Genomic DNA, 17,264 nt, shown 5'->3' with positions numbered 1-17,264 from the left:
TGGCCGAATTCCCCAACGCATGGATAAAGGATAAGTTCGGGCTTCGCCAGTTCCATCTCCGGGGACGGATCAAGGCGGAGACGGAGGCGATCTGGGCCTGCCTCACCTACAATATAAAGCTATGGATCAGACTCTGCTGGAGACCGCGATGTGCGGGATGACGAAAGGAAAGCGGTAAGGGGATGAGAGAGGGACAAGAAGCAAATAGCTCCACCTAAGATGACTGGCAAGAAGCTACGGTCGAAATACCGGCCCTAGTCACCTGACTAACCGTAAAACTATAGTCAAAAGCAAAAGCAGAGGCTTCGGTAAACTGATTTCTTCACAAGTTCCGGCCTCCAATCCTCGCCTGACGGCACATCTGAACCATCCCCAAAAATCCAGCGTCCACAGCAGGCCGGCAACAATTAATTTATTGAATAATATGGAGCCGGCGGCACTGACGCGGGAGTGGGGAAAGAAGTGAGCGCGAGAGGTGGTATGGATATTATCGGAAAAGGTGTGTTTAAAGCAACGGTTTCTTTTCCTGAAGTGCGGACCTAACCCCGCTTCGACGATATAACGCTTTCCGCACGTAATCGGTAGTTTCCTATCAGAAAGCAGCTTTGCCCCTTCCTTGTCGGAAGCCACAATTTCGTAAATTCCTCTGGACATCCGCCGTTTCGAGTGGTACTGACATAGCGAAGACTTGCATCCAACCCTTCCATCTCACCAAAAGGAGGTATTCCTTGAAGAGAGACCCCTTTTACCAGCAAATCATCGACGCCTTGGGCAGACAGCTTGACCCGGACCTCTTTGAGAAATGCGCCGCTGACCTGTTGCGAAAAGACTTTCCTGGACTTGTTCCTGTTCGCGGAGGTTCAGATGCCGGTATGGACGGAGCCGTAGCCGACCGCGAGGATATTCCGTTTCCCTTAATATCGACTACAGGCAAGGATGTGATTGGCAATCTGACCAAGAACTTGCGGTCCTATATTGAGCAAGGTGGGAACAGGAGAAAGTGCATACTTGCTACCAGCCAAGCTCTCACGCCAGCGAAACGGAGAAATCTCGAAGGAAGAGCTCAGAACATGGAATTCCTCTTGCTGCAGATATATGATCGAGAGGCTTTCGCGGACCGCCTGCTCTACAATCCCAAGTGGTGCTTGGAGCTGCTGAATCTCACAGGCGATCTCTCTCCTCTCTCCCCCGTCCCTCTGAGCACGAGGCCCTACGCGAGTGAAACGCTGGTCGGGAGGCAGGAAGACTTGAAGTGGCTCACGGATACACCCGGGGACAGGGTGCTTACGGGACAGCCGGGATCGGGAAAGACATTTCTTCTTCGCCAGCTTGCAAAGGTAAGCGATGCCCTGTTTGTAATAAGCAGAGATACTTCAAAAATTGCCCTAGCCTATCGAGCCCTCAGACCCGAAATAGTCATAGTGGACGACGCTCATCTTGACCCATCCTTCTTGACAAGGCTCTCGCATGCGAGAACGGAAATAGGCGCCTCCTTCGATATAATAGCCAGTTGCTGGGTTGGTACCGAGGACAAGATCCTTTCCGTTCTTAACCTTACGACCCAGAAGTGTAGACCGCTAGATCTGTTGACGAGAGATCAAATTGTTGAAATAATCGGTCAGTTAGGGATCAGGGACCCAGTCGATCTGGTCCGCGAACTCGTGAACCAGGCCGAAGGCCGACCAGGTCTTGCTGTTACCCTCGCATACCTTTGTATCAATGGTGACGCACATAGAGTAGCTTTGGGGGACGTCCTCTGTAAAACGATTCTGAATAGCTTCGAACCTATAACAGGCAGACGGATTGGTCCCATATTGGCAGCCTTCGCAATCGGCGGTTCCTCTGGCATGCCTCAAAACGCTGCAGCGGGCTTCCTGGGCTTGTCAATAGCTGATTTACAAGAGACTGTAACCTACCTCGGATGGGGCGGGGTGATATCACAAGACAGTTATAGGAAGACTCTATCGGTGCATCCTGCGGTCTTACGTTTTGCCTTGGTTAGAGATATCTTTTTCGGAGGTCCCGCCCGTATAGACCCGACCGACTTAATTTACAATGCCCCTGACAGGCAGGACGTTTTACTCACTTTGATAGGAGCCAAGGCGAGGGGTGCCCTCATCTCTTCTGATGATTTGTTTGCGAAATTGGAAGCGGGGGGAGGAGATGGTGCTTGGAGCGCATATGCATGGCTTGGAGAGGATGAAGCTGGCAGGGTCCTCGAATGCTATCCCGAGAAAATCCTGAAGATAGCTCGGCCCGCTCTTCATAGAGCACCTGAGGCCGCCATTCCCCTGCTCATTAAGGCTGCCACAGGAGATCTGAGGCCGCTGCACTCCACCACGGATCATCCGCTAAGGATAATTCAGGATTGGGTGGAGAGCAGCCGGCCCGGCTCGGGACTGGTATTAGAAAGGAGAGAGTGTCTTCTTCGCTCTATCGAAAAAGCCTTAGCAATCGGTCTGGATGAGACGACTTGCCTGAGAGCTATTTCTCACGTGTTTTCCCTTAATTATACAAATGTTTTTTCCGACCCAGGTTCAGGCGACAAGTTTACGATAGAGAGTGGCTCGGTGACTCTCCGCGAGCTGAATCAGATTTGTGATTTGTGGCCGAAGGCATTTCACATCATTGCCAAGCTTAAGGCTGTGGATATCCCCCCTATTGCTGAATTGATACATGAAGTGGCATTCCCAACTCCTATGGGAGGAAGCCTTGAAAAAGGGTTTCGTGAAACCAGGAAGGTCCTCGTTTCAAGAATAATGAACGATCTTGCCCGAATGCCAACAGCCCGGCTGGGCCTTCTTCATCGTCTAGCCTCGACCGCACACTCGCTGCGGATAAAACTGGACGTACGAGTGGGCAGGGATTTTCTGACTCTTTTCCCGGTAAAGGAAGGTCCCGATTGGAGAAGAGACCAGGAACATTGGAGAAAGATGGCCGAAACCATGGCTAATCGATTTGCCAAGAAGAACCCTGCTGAAGTCGCCAACAGAATAGCATTCCTGGAAAGCGAGGCCGGGGCTGCAGGAATCACGTGGCCTCGACTGACACCTTTGGTTTGCGGTATGATTGCAGAGAGAGTCACAGCGCACCCCGTTTGGATTGAAAAACTGATTGAGGTTGGCGCGTCCGGTGATTTAGTCGAGCCTTTTCTCAAGAAGATTGTTGTTAATGATGGACCCGGTTGGGAAACGCACGTAATGAAATGTGCCGAGATCGATAATCTCAGGTACATTGCAGTCCAGATCGTTTTGACAAAGCAGTCTCCTCCGCCAGAACTGCTCGACCATATACTGGAGAAATTGGCGGGCCTGTCAAGCGTAGTAGAGTTGCTATGTTTTCGGGGACTGGCTCCCGATACCACATTGGCGAGACTGCTTGCCAATACAGATCCCGCGATATCAGGAAAGGTGGCGATAGCTCAATGGCAGGCAGACCCGGTAGGCCAGATCTCCCCTAGTCTAATGCCTTTGTGGAGAAATGCTATCCTCAGATTGAACCACGATGATTATTGGCTCGGAGAAATATTAAAAAAAGACACTGACCTCGGTTACCAGTGGCTGAATGAACATATCGTTATGGAGGAAATTCCATATGAAACACAAAGGATTATAGGGGAGATTGTTCGTTCGCTGGACGAGGACAAGAGAAAGGCGAGCCTGCAACTGGTTGCGGATGAACGCTATGTCCCGAAAATGATCGACAGCTTGGTGGGCGACTCTCTTATGGTTTATGAAGCGCTTCTGAATGACGCAAGGAAGAGAGACTATCACCTCTTACCTCTTCGCGGCTTCAAAGAAGGGGCGCTGGGAGAGGAGACCTGGGACATAATCAAATGGATACCCAAGGCAGGATTAGCACTGGCCAAGGGATATCAAGCCAAGGACATCGCCGATGCTGTTTTTGGCGACGGCTGGAGTTGGGAGGGCAAACTGTCTAACATGTGGAGGCGGTGGCAACATCACTTTAGCGAATTGTCCAAAAATGAGGACCCGGATATAAAGGAGATAGCACGAATTGGGGAAAAACTAGCAATAGAGCGACTGAAAGATGCCATCGAAGAGGAGAGGAGGGAGGACGTATACGGAAGGTGAGCGCTCTTCCCGTTGTCGTTACAAAAATAAGCCATGGGGGTCATGGGGGACGTCCGTGACATTTTGACATTTGAAGGGAATTGCAGGAAAAGGGTGTCCGCTGGCCTTGCTTTCGAGATCTTCTGAAGGCTGGATGGACTTGCTTTCAAACCACAACTCTCGGTCAAGCGCTTCAGCCCCGCTATTTTGCTTGTAGGTGCTATAACGAATCGCCCATGTCCCTGTCGAACCCACGGGCGGGTTGTGGGGGTCGTTCCTGGAGTGACTTGCGTAGGGGCTGAGGGACCCTGCAGCGTAGGATTCCGGTGACGGCGTAGCCGGCACGCACGTTCGGATAGGAGGATCGGGCCTGACAGGACCAGCCGGTTTGCGGACGACCAAAGTGCCAAACTCCATAAATAGACTGCGCACTGAGCGCGAGGAAGCCGGGAGCGTCTTGGGTCCAGGCCCGGAGCAGGTGGAGCGGAAGGAATGACTCCCGCAGGCCGCCCGTTCCCCAAACAGGCTTAGCCCCCCGTTTTGCCTTTGTCCTTGCCTTTTGTCTTTTCCTTTTGTCCTTGCCTTTTGTCTTTTCCTTTGTCCTTTGCTTTGCCTTCCCTCTCGGATTAATTTAGGAGATATCGGCATTAATCCCGTTATATAAAAAGAAAAGGCGCAGCTTCGAGCATCCCGAAGCTGCGCCTCCCCTACATTTTTCTTTCGTCCCGCCCCATGCCATCGAGGCACACAGCGGGCGATAAAAGCTGCTTAGATTTTGTTCCCTACTTCCCAGCCCGCTGCTGTGGTGTCGGGTATGACGCCGGGTAATTCGCCGTCGCCTATGTTGTAGACTTCTTTTACTTTCTTCTTGAGGTTCTTTGCCAGGTCCTTGTTCGGCGCGAAGGGGAGGGCGGGGATTACGTTATCGGCGGGGATGGTTTTTTTCTCGCCTTCTTTTGTCTTTATTACCAACCCCTTGTCATTGATCTCCACGAGCTTGACGCCGGTCAGCATGGGTACGCCTTTTTTTCTGAACCAGTAGAAGAGGCGGGTCTGTCTTTCGGGGGCGAGGCCGTCGCCCATTGCGTCGCCTGTCTCAACGATGGTCACGTTTCTGCCTCTCTTGGTCAGGAACTCGCCCAATTGGCAGCCCTGTATGGAGCCGCCGATAATGGCTACGTTCTTGCCTACGGGCATCCAGATGCCGGTGAGCTTGCGGAGCATTTTCGGGCCGAAGAGCCTTAAATAGAATCTCAGCGTGCCGTAGAGGTCGCTGCTTTTGAGCACCTTGCGGAGGTTCATGCCGGGCAGGTTCGGATAGACGGGCACGCCGCCCAAGGCCATGACGAGGACGTCCGGTTTTATCCGGTCTATATCTGTTGCCTTGAATTCGGTCGAAAGCTTTGTGGTGACCCCGAGCTTATTGATCTGGCCCTTGAAATAATCGATGAATTGGGTCAGGTCTTCGACCTCGAAGCCTTTGACCATGGCTGCAAGGGGCAGGGCGCCGCCCAGATAGTGGCCCTTTTCGAAAAGGGTGACCTCGTGACCTCTCGCGGCTGCGACGCGGGCAGCCTGCATTCCGGCCGGGCCGCCTCCGACCACTACCACCTTTTTCTTTTTCTTGAGGGGGCTCAGTTCATACTGCTCCCTGCCGAAGCTCGCGTTGATGCGGCAGTGGCGGGGCTCGCCATAGGATTTATTGCAGTTGCCGCAGTGCGTGCAGGGCTGAATGTCGTCCAGCCTGCCCTCTTTGACTTTATTGGCATATTCGGGATCGGCGAAAAGGCGCCTGGTCATGCCGATGAGGTCGGCGTTGCCCTCTTTCAGGACCATTTCACCCAGGTCGGCATCGAAGCCGCCGACGGCCATGACGGGTATGTTGACCGCCTTCTTCATGATCGCGGTAAGAGGCATGTTGGCAAGGGGCCCCCTGCGGCTCCAATCCAATTCCTTGGGAAACTCCGCTATGGGGATATGGGTGTCCGGATAAAAGAGTACGTCGTGGTGGTATGATCCCTGGTGCATGCCTGCCCAGTGGGACCTCACATGGAGACAGTCCACCCCCACATTCTCGAAGATCTTCGCAACCTCGATGGCCTCTTCTACGGTGAAGCCTTCCTCGCCTGCCCCGATCTCGATGGCATTCATGAGTACCTGGACCGGGAAATCCTGTCCCGCCCGTTTCTTTATCTCTTTAATTATGTTGACCAGAAAACGCGTCCTGTTCTCCATGCTCTGGGGGCCGTACTCGTCATCTCTCTTGTTCCAGAAACGGGAAAGGAAGGTATGGAAGAGGTGGTCGGCGCCCGCGTTGATCTCGAGCCCGTCGAAGCCTGCCTTAGCGGCCCTTAACGCGCCACTCGCGTAGCGCTCCGTGATCTCTTCGATCTCGGCTATGGTAAGCGGGTGGGGCGGCTCCGCCTCATGGACGTCGAATTCCGATTTCAAGGTCACTGCGGAAGCGGCTACCCGGGGCGCTATCGTGTGATAGACGCCGCCCCAGGGTCCCCGGTGATAGAACTGGAGAAAAGTGGGGCAATCATATTTATGGATCTCGTCCGTCAATTGTTTGATATCTTTAATGTATTTATCGTCGTCGATCCGAAACCGGCGGTCGCCCTCCTGGGACAGGGGCCATTCCATTGCCGGGGTCTCGACGATCACGAGTCCGAGGCCGCCCTTCGCGAGGGCCCCGTAAAATGCCTTGGCCAGGGTGCTGATGCGGTGCTCGCCGGAGTCGAAAAAATAGGTCTGGGCCGCAGTCTTGGCCAGTCGGTTTTTCAACTCGACTTTGCCGATCTTGAAGGGGGAAAACAGATGCTTGTACCTGCCGTCTACCATGGATATCCTCCATTTTTATTGGGTATTATATATATCGGGCCGTCGAAAACCCTTTGTCTGTGTGTTAAGTCAGTCTGACCACCGAACGTATTTCTTGCTCACCTGCTCCAATTATTAGACCGGTATAATAATAAACTGTGTATTTTGCCAGTATGACCATAGAAGGTATTTTCTGCTCACCGGCCCCATTTATTAGACCAGTATAATAATAATTATATCAGGTTTTTTGCACTTAAGCAAAAAATTCTCGAATTCCCGAATCCAACAGGAACAATGCGTTCTTGGGGTCGTAACCTCTTATAATTGTACACTCTTCCGCACACTCGGCATTGCCCTGGATTGTACACTCTTCCGCACACTCGGCAATCCTTCATTGGATAATATCATGCACAGGGAATTTGTACAAACAGACGGGGCCGGCCCCCTGACCTATACTTGAAATTTCCTTCTCCGCGAAACAGAATAGGTGTATGAACCTCAGGGTCCAGGGTAGCGACTTACCCGAAGGCATATTAAAGGAGGTCGGTTCCCTCCTGGGCAGGGCAATCCTGCACCCGTCGGAGGTGAACTACCTTACGACTACAGGGACGGTCTCTTTTCTGCTGGAGCGATTCCCGATTCTGGAGAGGTCATTTCTCGGCCATCCCACACAGTCAAAAGAGCCCGTGCCTTGCAGGGTCACCATCAGGAATGTCACCGACTGTCAGATCGACGAGAAGAAACAGCTCCAAAGTATTTGTATTCTTTTCGGGGTGAGGTTCAGAGAGAAGACCATCTTTTTCAGCTCCCGGGAAAAAGATGGGGGAGAGGCCTGTTACGCCCTCACGTGCCGGACTTCAGGGATCGACATAGCGATTGTCGACCAACCCGAAACAGATGCATCTATTAATCCTCCCGTGACCTCGGTAAATCCGACTACCTGAACACGAGCAGAGAGAGAACGGCCCCGGCCACCACTATGTAGAAGGTATCGACTTTCTTGAGTAATGCCGCGAAGGCGAGCATGGCTATGGCAACGCGGGTATAATCCCAGGGCACGAGAAAGGCGAACTTGACGGTCATGAAAAGGAGGAGGCCCAGAAACGTGGCGAAGGCGCCCTTTGTGGCCGCCACGAAATATGTCGATGATTTAAGGCGGTCAAAGAGGGGCGTGGTAATAAGAAGGAAGAGGAAGGAAGGGGCGAATACCGCGCCCGTGGCTACGACGGCGCCGCGTATTCCTTCCGTGAGATATCCTACGAATGTGGCGGTAATCATGATGGGGCCGGGCGTCACCTGGCCCAGTGCGATCCCGTCCATAAAGGTGGGGCCGGTCATCCAGCCTTTGACCGCCACCACCTCGTGGAGCATGAGGGGCAGGGCCCCGAATCCCCCGCCGAAGGCGAAGCAATCTATCTTGAACATCGCCAGGGCGACCTCGAAGAGCCTCGGGCTTACGGCAAAGGCCCCATACATCCCGGCAGCCACGAAAAGGGCTACCAGGAGTATCGGTCTCACATCCAACGGTGTATGGTACGCGCCTTGAGGGCTTCCGCCGCGCCTTTTTACCCGTAAAAAGAGTGCACCCAGGGCGGCCCCCAGGAGGATGACGAGGAAGGGGCTCGCTCCCACGGCGAATAAAAGGGCGGAGACGAGGGCGAGTCCGATTTGAGCGGGCCTTTTCATGAGGCCCCGTCCCAGGAGGAGGGCAGCATTCGCGACGAGGGCGACCACAATCACCTGGAGGACCGAAAAAAGGGCGAGGGCTGCATGGAGTGTATGGTAACGCAGATATAAAGAGGAGAGGGCGGTCATGAAGAAAAAGGCGGGAAGGCCGAAGCCGATAAAGGCGATGAGGGCGCCCCACACGCCACGGCTCTTCAATCCCACATATGCGGCGGTCTGCATCGCGGTAGCGCCGGGTATGGACTGGCAGAGGGCGACCCCGTCGTCGAAGGTGCTCTCGTCGAGCCATCCCTGACGACGGACTGCCAAGTCCCTGATATAGACGACCATGGCGGGGCCCCCGAATGCGGTGATGCCGAGCCTCAAAAACGACAGGAAAAGATCGGAAAGATCGGGACTCTTCACCTGAATCTATTTGACCAGGGGCAGGACCGCCTTGAATTCGTCCGTGCCGGCCTTTCCGAGGATCTCGTAGATAAACATCTCCGTGGAAGTGATGAGCGCACCCTCCTGCATCATCCTCCTGAGGGCAATCTCCTTGTTCTCCAGGACCCTCGACGATACGGCGTCGGCTACCACGTGGACCGCGTAGCCCGATCCCGCCTGAAACGCGGTCTGGGCAACGCATATGTGCGCCTCTGCTCCGGTGAGTACGAGTGTTTTCCTTCCTGTTCCATGGAGGCGGTCGGTAAAATCATGACAGGAAAGGCAATTGAAATGGACCTTCCTGACCGGCTCCGCCTCCGGCAGGGCCTCACGCACCTCGGTCACGGTGGGGCCGAGCTTCTCCTGCTCCGTGACGAGTACCGGAATCCCCACGATCTTCGCGAACCGGGCGAGACGTACAATGTTTGCGATGACCGTCTCCCGGCCCGCAATCGCGGGCATCAGTTTTTCCTGCACATCGATAATTACGAGAATAGAGTTGTCCCGGGTGATCACATTCCTCTCCTGTTGAATGGTGCACATGATAGTATCCTCCCCTTGTCCGCGCAAGGCCGCCCCATATGAGCGGCGGCCTTGCATTCCCTTATTTGCTGTTTTGCTTCAGGGCCTGTTCGAGCTTCGGGATATCCGCTCCGGAGACCACCTGATCGTTGACGATGAAAAAAGGCGTGCTGTTTATGCCCAGCTTGACTGCCCATTCTTTGTGAAGCGCGAGGAGGCCGTCCACTTCAGGCGTTTTGCAGACCTCGTATTTTTTGCCGTCCAGTTTGCCTGTCATGGCCTCTTCATAGGCTGCGGCCTTATCGGTGGCGCAAAACACATATCTGACCTTATTTTCCGCATCGGGATGATTGGGAAGGGGCATGAAGAATACATATCTCGTTACATCCTTCTGTTTATTGAAAAATTCCGAGGCCTTCCTGCAGTAAGGACAATCCGGGTCGGTAAACTCTATGACCTTGCCCTTTCCCTCTCCGATCTTGACTGCCTTATCGAGGGGGAGTTCCTTCGCCTTTACCGCCATTGTCCCGTAGGTCGCGGCCTGGAGCTGCTCCCGGCGTTTGGCCGTAAGGGAGACGCCGGTCCGGTCTCTGATCTCGCCCACGATGAGATAGCCGGGGTCAGGCGCAAAATAGGCGATATTCGGGCCCGAGGTGATCTCGTAAATCCCCTTTATATCCGTCGGCTGGATGGAATCGATCTTCACCTGGGGAAACATCTTCTTAAACGTCTCTTCCGCAGATTCCTGCTTCTCCACTTTTTGCTTCGAGGCTTTTCCGCCTTTCCCTTTTTTACCGGTATCGGTGGTTTGGGCAAGGGCCGAAAGGGTGAAGGCGTAGACAAAAACCATGATAAGTACTGCAATGAATCCCTTCTTTTTCATATGTCCTCCTTACTTTCTGAATATGGAAAAAAGTATGGTGAGAATGATGCTGATGATGATGCTCGTGGTGAGGGGGAAATAGAAGCTGAACCGCTCCTTCTTCACGTAAATATCGCCCGGCAGTTTCCCGAGAAAGGGGATCTTATCGCCGAACATGAAGGCGAGACCCACCACCACGAGCACGATGCCCGCCAGGACCAGCATTTTCCCCATACCCTGCATCGGCCTATTTTCCTCCGTAACGCTCGTACTCGCTCATGATACAGCCGCAATAGGGCTGGCGGTACATATTGAGGGCCTTCGACTCGTCGATCCCCTCCTTCCATCCTCGCCGGAAGTCCCGGTAAAGAAAGGAAACTCCATATGTTTCGGCCAGCTCGAAACCGATGGCCTTGATCTCCTCGTGCCGCTGGTGCTTACTGTAGAGGAGCGTGGTGGATACCGCATCCATGCCTGCCTCGGAGGCCTTCATGAAGACCCGGGCCAGCCTCATCCTGTAGCAGAAGAGGCAGCGGTCCTTTCCGAGCGGCAGGGCCCCTGTTAAAAAACCTTCGAGATCGTACTCCCGATCGACCGTCAAGGGGAGGAGGCATATTTTCGCGTAATTCTCAAGAGTGACAAGGCGCTTCAGAAATTCCGTATAGGGATGGATGTTGGGGTTGAAGAAGTAGCCGGAGACCTCCCGGCCTTCCGCCCTCAGCTCCCGGAGCACATATATGCTGCACGGGGCGCAGCATATATGGAGGAGCACTTTGTTGCCGACCCTCATGGCCGCCTCCTTGGGAACAAGGTCCTATTTCGCCTTCTTCTTGTGCTGGATCGCTGCCCTGGCCGCGGCAAGTTTCGCGATGGTGACCCTGTAGGGTGAGCAGCTCACGTAATCGAGCCCCAGCCGGTGGCAAAAATCGATGGAATTGGGCTCCCCTCCATGCTCGCCGCAAATGCCGACCTTGAGGTTCCTCCGCGCTTTCCTGCCGAGGTCGACTCCGATCTTCATGAGCTTGCCCACGCCGCCCTCGTCGATCCTCTGGAAAGGGTCGTAGGGAATAACCTCATGCTCCGTATAGTACTTCAGGAACTTCACCGCGTCGTCCCTGCTCATGGCGAGGGTGGTCTGGGTGAGGTCGTTGGTGCCGAAGGAGAAGAACTCGGCGACCCCGGCGATCTCATCCGCCGTGATGGCGGCCCTCGGTACCTCGATCATGGTCCCCACGCGATATTCGATTTTTTCTTTATGAGCGGCCATCACCTCCGTGGCGATCCGGTCGACGATCTCTTTTTGGAGGGCGAACTCCCGCACGTATCCCACGAGAGGTATCATGATCTCGGGCTTCACCGTGACGCCTTCTTTCTTCACCCGGCAGGCCGCCTCGAATATGGCGCGCACCTGCATTTCGGTAATCTCGGGATAGACGATGCCGAGTCGGCACCCCCGGTGGCCGAGCATGGGGTTCTCCTCGCGCAGGGTCTCGATCTTTGCCGCCACCGTCTCGTAGGGGACCCCTGCCTTGGCCGCGAGGGCCCTGGTCTCTTTATCCGTGTGGGGGAGGAATTCGTGGAGCGGGGGATCGAGGGTCCTTATGGTGACGGGCAACCCGTTCATGACCCTGAAGAGGCCCGTAAAATCCTCCTGCTGCATGGGGAGGATTTTCGCGAGGGCTTTTTTTCTGCCCTGAAGGTCGCTCGCCACGATCATCTCCCTCACCGCGTCGATCCGTTCTCCTGCGAAAAACATGTGCTCCGTCCTGCACAGACCGATGCCCTCCGCGCCGAAGGCGACCGCCACTTCCGCCTGCATGGGCTCGTCCGCATTCGTCCTTATCCCCAGGGTCCGCGTATTGTCCGCCCACTTCATGAGAAGCTTGAAGTCCTTATAAATTTTAGAATCTTTAGGGTTCAGGCTCTTCTCCACGATGACCCTCAGGATCTCCGAAGGTATGGTCTTGATCTCGCCCTCGAATACCTCTCCCGTGGTGCCGTCAAGGGAGATGAAATCCCCTTCCTTGAGGCTCCTTCCCCTCGCGGAGAGGATCTTCGTCCGGTAATCGATCTCCACCTCGCCGCACCCGGCCACGCAGATTTTACCCATCTGCCGCGCCACGAGGGCCGCATGGCTGGAGACGCCGCCTGTGGAGGTGAGTATGCCCTGGGCCGCGTTCATGCCCCGCAGGTCTTCGGGTGAGGTCTCGCTCCTCACGAGGATGACCCGCTCGCCGCGGGCCGCCCATGCCTCGGCGTCTTCCGCATGAAAGACGATCTTGCCGGAGGCGGCGCCGGGACCGGCGTTTAACCCCTTTGCCAGGAGACGCCCTGCGACGAAGGCCTTCACTTTTTCTTTGGGATCGAATATGGGCCGCATAAGCTGGCTCAACTGCTCGGGCTTGACCCGCATGAGGGCCTCTTCTTTTGTGATGAGTTTCTCTTTCACCATATCGACGGCGATCTTGAATTCAGCGAAGGCGGTCCTCTTCCCTGTCCGGGTCTGGAGCATCCAGAGCTTGCCGTTCTGTATGGTGAACTCGATGTCCTGCATATCCCGGTAGCGCTCTTCCAGTTTCCCGCGAATCCCCATGAGCTGCGTATAGATGGCGGGCATTGCCTCTTCGAGCGATTTTATTGAATCGGATAATTTATCTTTCGAGTTGATGGGCAGCGGGGTCCTGATGCCCGCGACCACATCCTCGCCCTGGGCATTCAAGAGGTATTCGCCGTAGAACTCATTTTCACCGGTCGCGGGGTTCCTCGTGAAGGCCACGCCCGTGCCGGAATTCTCGCCCATATTTCCGAAGACCATGCATTGGACATTGACGGCCGTGCCCCACGTGGCGGGTATGTTGTTCAGTTCCCGGTATGTCACGGCCCTCTCCGTGTTCCAGGACTTGAATACCGCACCGATGGCGCCCCAGAGCTGCTCGTAGGGGTCCTGGGGGAATTCGGTTTTGAGCCTTGTCTTTATCTGTTTCTTGAAGCTCGCCACGAGGTCCTTCAGGTCTTTGACCGTAAGCTCCGTATCGAGGGAGACTTTCCGCTCTTTCTTTTTGGCCTCTATCAGGACCTCGAAGGGGTCGCGCTCTTGCTTGGATTGCGGTTTGAGCCCCATAACCACGTCTCCGTACATCTGGATAAAGCGGCGATAGCAGTCCCATGCGAAACGCTCGTTGCCCGTAAGTTTTGCGAGGCCTTTGACCGCTTTATCGTTCAATCCGAGGTTGAGCACCGTGTCCATCATGCCCGGCATGCTCACCCTTGCCCCCGACCTCACGGAGAAGAGGAGCGGATTGTCGGGGTCGCCGAAGGATGTGCCCATCGCCTCCTCGACCTTCTTCATCTTTTCCATGACCTCTTCCTTCAATCCCGTAGGAAAGGTCATCTTATTCTGATAGAAGTAGACGCACGCCTCGGTGGTGATGGTGAAGCCAGGAGGGACGGGGATGGCGAGATTTACCATGTCGGCGAGGCCCGCGCCTTTGCCGCCTACGAGATTTCTAAGCCTTTCCCCTGCCTCCGCCTTCTTTCCGGCGAAGAGATAGACGTACTTTGCCATGGTCTTGTTCTCCTTAGTCTATTCGGATTTTCGAAAAGTCTGCGAATCGGAGGAACATGTCCTTTATTTTCTTGAGGAGGGCAAGCCTGTTGGTGCGTATGGCGTCATCTTTGTCCATGACGAAGACCTTATCGAAGAAGTGGTCGATCGTTTCTTTGAACCCCACGAGGAGCGCGAGGGCGTCTTTGTAATTTCCCGCATCCATGGAAGAGAAAAACCCCTCCTTTGTCCGTTCATAGAGGTCGAACAGGGCCTCTTCTTCCCCTTCGGCAAGAAGGGACCGATTTACTTCCACCTCTTCCGTGAGGGCCTTGGTGATGTTATAGACCCGTTTGAACCCCACCATGAGCCTCTTGAAGTCCTCGATCGAATCCTGGGTTTCGAGGGCATGAAGCCTGAGAGCGCCGTCATGGATATCCTCGGCCACCACGGGCAGCACGCTTTCCACGAATTCCTGGTTGTGTCCTTCTTCGATCATGGAGAATTTGAAGCGGGTGGTCATGAACTCGAGAAGCGCCGCCATGGTCTCTTCAAGGCTGACCCGTTTCTTTATGGCGGAGCCGCTCTCGTACGATTTTTCGATGAGCCTTTTCAGGGGGATGGAGAGCTTCCGCTCCATGATTGTCTTCATGAGCCCGAGGGCCTGCCTGCGCAGGGCGAAGGGGTCGAGGTTCCCGGTAGGGCTTATGCCAACGGAAAAGAAGGAGACGAGGCTGTCGATCTTGTCGGCAACGGCGAGGATCGACCCCAGGGAGGTTGCGGGAATTGCGCCGTTTCCGCCCGTCGGGAGGTAATGCTCTTCTATGGCGAGGGCCACTTCAGGCGTTTCCCCCTGGGCTTCGGCATAGATCCTGCCCATGATGCCCTGGAGCTCGGGGAATTCCCCCACCATGTGGGTGAGGAGGTCCGATTTCATGAGCCGGACCGCCCTTTCGATCTGCCCTTTCTCCTGGTAGCCGAGAACCGTGGCGAGAAATGCAGCGACCTGAGCCACCCTTTCCGTCTTCTCTTTGAGGGTTCCGAGCTTCACGTGCCAGACGATGGAGGAGAGGCGGTCGTAGAGGTCGTAGAGCTTCGCCTTCTTATCTTCGTGAAAAAAGAATTCCGCGTCCGCGAGGCGCGCCCTCAGGACCTTCTCATTACCCCGGATTACGTTGGCGTCGTCTTTCGGCACCGTATTGGCGAAAAAGATGAAATAGGGCATGAGGCTGCCTTCGGCGGTGAAGAGCGGAATATATTTCTGATGGGACTTCATCACATTGACGAGCACCTCTTTGGGGATAGCGAGGTACTTCTCGTCGAAAGCGCCCCGCAGGGCATAGGGAAATTCCGTGATATAGACGATCTCCCTGATCAGCTCCTCATCCTTCAGGGCCTGGCCCGCCGTCTCTTCTTCGTTCTTTGCGATGCCTTTTCGGATCAGGTCGAGCCGGTCTTCTTCTTTGAGCATGATCGAGCCGGCCTTCAGCTTCTCGAGGTATTCCGAAGGGTCTGCGAGGGTGATGGGCCCTTCCGAGAGGAACCTGTGGCCGAGGGTGGTCTTCCCGCTTCTCACGTCGGCGAGGGTGAAATCGATGAGGTCCGGACCGAAGAGGGCGACGAGCCACTGTATGGGCCGGGCGAATTCGAATGTCCCCGCGCCCCACCTCATGCGCTTCTGGAAGGGAATTTTTGCGACCGCGTCTTTCAGGATGCCGGGAAGGACGTCCCGCGTCTGCCTGCCCCCTTCCTTCTTCTCTACCACTACGAATTCGACGCCGTCTTTTATGCCTTTCTTGAGGTCGTCGAGGCCGACCCCCTGGGATTTCGCGAAACCGGTTGCCGCGGGGGTGGGCTCACCCTCGGGATTGAAGGCCCTGTTGTAGGGGGGGCCGAACTTGACAGAGACGCTCTCATTCTGGGCATCCGCCATATTCTTGATAAGGACCGCTATCCGTCGCGGGGTCGCGTAGACTTCGGGCTCGTCAAAGGAGATCAGTGCCCCGCCGAGGAGCTCTTTCAGCGTCCGGGTCAGGCCTTCTCTTGCCGGCTCGAGAAAACGGGCGGGAATCTCTTCGGTGCCAACTTCAAGTAAGAAATCTCTCATATTCTTAGGTTATCCATTTCTCAAAAGGGGGAACCCTGCTTCTTCCCTCTTCTTAATATAAAGCTCCGCGCAGAGCTTTGCGAGGTTTCTCACTCTGCCTATGTAGTTGGCCCGTTCGGTGACGCTGATCGCGCCGCGGGCATCGAGGAGGTTGAAGACATGGGAGCACTTGAGGCAGTAATCATAGGAAGGGTAGACGAGCTCCCGTCCACGGCCGATCCTCTCGCCTTCGCGCTCGTACATGTCGAACAGGGAGCGGAGCATGGCGGCGTCCGATTCCTCGAAATTATAGGTGGAATATTCTTTTTCGGGCTCGAGGTAGAGGTCCTTGTAGAGGATGTCCTTATTCCACTTGATGTGAAAGACGTTGTCCACGTCCTGGAGGTACATGGCGATGCGCTCGGTGCCGTAGGTGATCTCCACGGTGACGGGAGCGAGGCTGATGCCTCCCACCTGCTGAAAATAGGTGAACTGGGTGATCTCCATGCCGTCGAGCCAGACTTCCCAGCCGAGGCCCCAAGCACCCAAGGTGGGTGATTCCCAGTCGTCCTCGACGAAGCGGATGTCGTGGTATGCGGGATCGATGCCGAAGGCGCGGAGGCTATCGATATAGAGGTTCTGGATGTCCTTGGGCGAGGGCTTCATGACGACCTGGAACTGGTAGTAGTGCTGGAGCCGGTTCGGGTTCTCGCCGTAGCGCCCGTCGGCGGGACGCCGGGAGGGCTGGGCATAGGCGGCGTTCCATGGTTCGGGTCCCAAAGACCGCAGGAATGTGGCAGGGTGAAAGGTGCCCGCGCCGACCTCCATGTCATAAGGCTGCTGCACCACGCATCCCTTGTCAGCCCAATATTTCTGCAAGGCAAATATCAAGTCCTGAAAATACATTGGTTATCTCCTGAATTCTGTATAACATAAAATCCGCGCCCATCGCCATTAAATTCAGGCGGCTGGGATGGATAAAGAGGGAAAAGCGGGGGAGAGATGGGGGAGTTGGTGGAGGATGGGAGGGAGAAAAGGCGTGCACTTGGACGGTCGCTGAATCGGAAGGGATGCCCCATCTCCGCCGCCCACTTCCGCTCATGCACTCCGACGTATGCATATACGCCTCCGCGCTATGATGCTCAGTGGACGACGAATCTGGAACATCCCTTCCGATTCAGCGACCACTCACACCGGCACATTTGATTTCCTTATAATAAGGATGCCGGGCAAGCTCGCGGG

11 protein-coding genes are annotated in these 17,264 nt (G+C 55.2%); 2 read left to right on the top strand and 9 right to left on the bottom strand.

Annotated features, from left to right (window positions below; all coding sequences use genetic code 11):
• Positions 1-728: 728 nt before the first annotated feature.
• On the top strand, positions 729-4,094 hold the full coding sequence (locus VGJ94_10810) for a hypothetical protein (GenBank protein HEY3277101.1): 3,366 nt from the start codon (positions 729-731) through the stop codon (positions 4,092-4,094).
• Positions 4,095-4,841: 747 nt separating this feature from the next.
• Here the strand turns inward: VGJ94_10810 and VGJ94_10805 are convergent.
• Entirely contained in the window at positions 4,842-6,917 is a 2,076-nt protein-coding gene (locus tag VGJ94_10805) for an FAD-dependent oxidoreductase (GenBank protein HEY3277100.1), read from the bottom strand.
• A 470-nt stretch (positions 6,918-7,387) separates the two neighbouring features.
• On the opposite strand from VGJ94_10805, the gene VGJ94_10800 reads away from it, so the two are divergent.
• Complete coding sequence (locus VGJ94_10800; protein ID HEY3277099.1) at positions 7,388-7,840, top strand: hypothetical protein; 453 nt, start codon at positions 7,388-7,390, stop codon at positions 7,838-7,840.
• On the opposite strand, the gene chrA is transcribed toward VGJ94_10800, so the two are convergent.
• The 8 genes from chrA to VGJ94_10760 all read right to left on the bottom strand — a co-directional run bounded on the left by chrA (position 7,833) and on the right by VGJ94_10760 (position 16,928).
• Complete coding sequence (chrA, locus tag VGJ94_10795; protein ID HEY3277098.1) at positions 7,833-8,987, bottom strand: chromate efflux transporter; 1,155 nt, start codon at positions 8,985-8,987, stop codon at positions 7,833-7,835. The genes VGJ94_10800 and chrA overlap by 8 nt on opposite strands.
• Positions 8,988-8,993: 6 nt before the next feature.
• Positions 8,994-9,551 (bottom strand): hydrolase, encoded by a 558-nt coding sequence (locus VGJ94_10790; protein ID HEY3277097.1) that lies wholly within the window; start codon positions 9,549-9,551, stop codon positions 8,994-8,996.
• A 61-nt stretch (positions 9,552-9,612) separates the two neighbouring features.
• Positions 9,613-10,413, bottom strand: a complete 801-nt coding sequence (locus tag VGJ94_10785) for a DsbC family protein (protein HEY3277096.1) — start codon at positions 10,411-10,413, stop codon at positions 9,613-9,615.
• A 9-nt stretch (positions 10,414-10,422) separates the two neighbouring features.
• On the bottom strand, positions 10,423-10,635 hold the full coding sequence (locus tag VGJ94_10780) for a DUF2905 domain-containing protein (protein HEY3277095.1): 213 nt from the start codon (positions 10,633-10,635) through the stop codon (positions 10,423-10,425).
• 4 nt (positions 10,636-10,639) lie between these two features.
• Positions 10,640-11,182, bottom strand: a complete 543-nt coding sequence (locus tag VGJ94_10775) for an epoxyqueuosine reductase QueH (GenBank protein ID HEY3277094.1) — start codon at positions 11,180-11,182, stop codon at positions 10,640-10,642.
• Between the two features lie 24 nt (positions 11,183-11,206).
• On the bottom strand, positions 11,207-13,957 hold the full coding sequence (ppdK, locus tag VGJ94_10770) for a pyruvate, phosphate dikinase (GenBank protein ID HEY3277093.1): 2,751 nt from the start codon (positions 13,955-13,957) through the stop codon (positions 11,207-11,209).
• Positions 13,958-13,970: 13 nt separating this feature from the next.
• Entirely contained in the window at positions 13,971-16,043 is a 2,073-nt protein-coding gene (glyS, locus tag VGJ94_10765) for a glycine--tRNA ligase subunit beta (protein ID HEY3277092.1), read from the bottom strand.
• Between the two features lie 9 nt (positions 16,044-16,052).
• On the bottom strand, positions 16,053-16,928 hold the full coding sequence (locus tag VGJ94_10760; protein HEY3277091.1) for a glycine--tRNA ligase subunit alpha: 876 nt from the start codon (positions 16,926-16,928) through the stop codon (positions 16,053-16,055).
• Positions 16,929-17,264 lie beyond the last annotated feature (336 nt).

The sequence above is a fragment of the Syntrophorhabdaceae bacterium genome, from assembly GCA_036504895.1.
Taxonomy (GTDB): domain Bacteria; phylum Desulfobacterota; class Syntrophorhabdia; order Syntrophorhabdales; family Syntrophorhabdaceae; genus PNOM01.
Note: the sequence above shows the minus strand (reverse complement) of the source record. Positions and strands in the feature narration are given on the sequence as shown.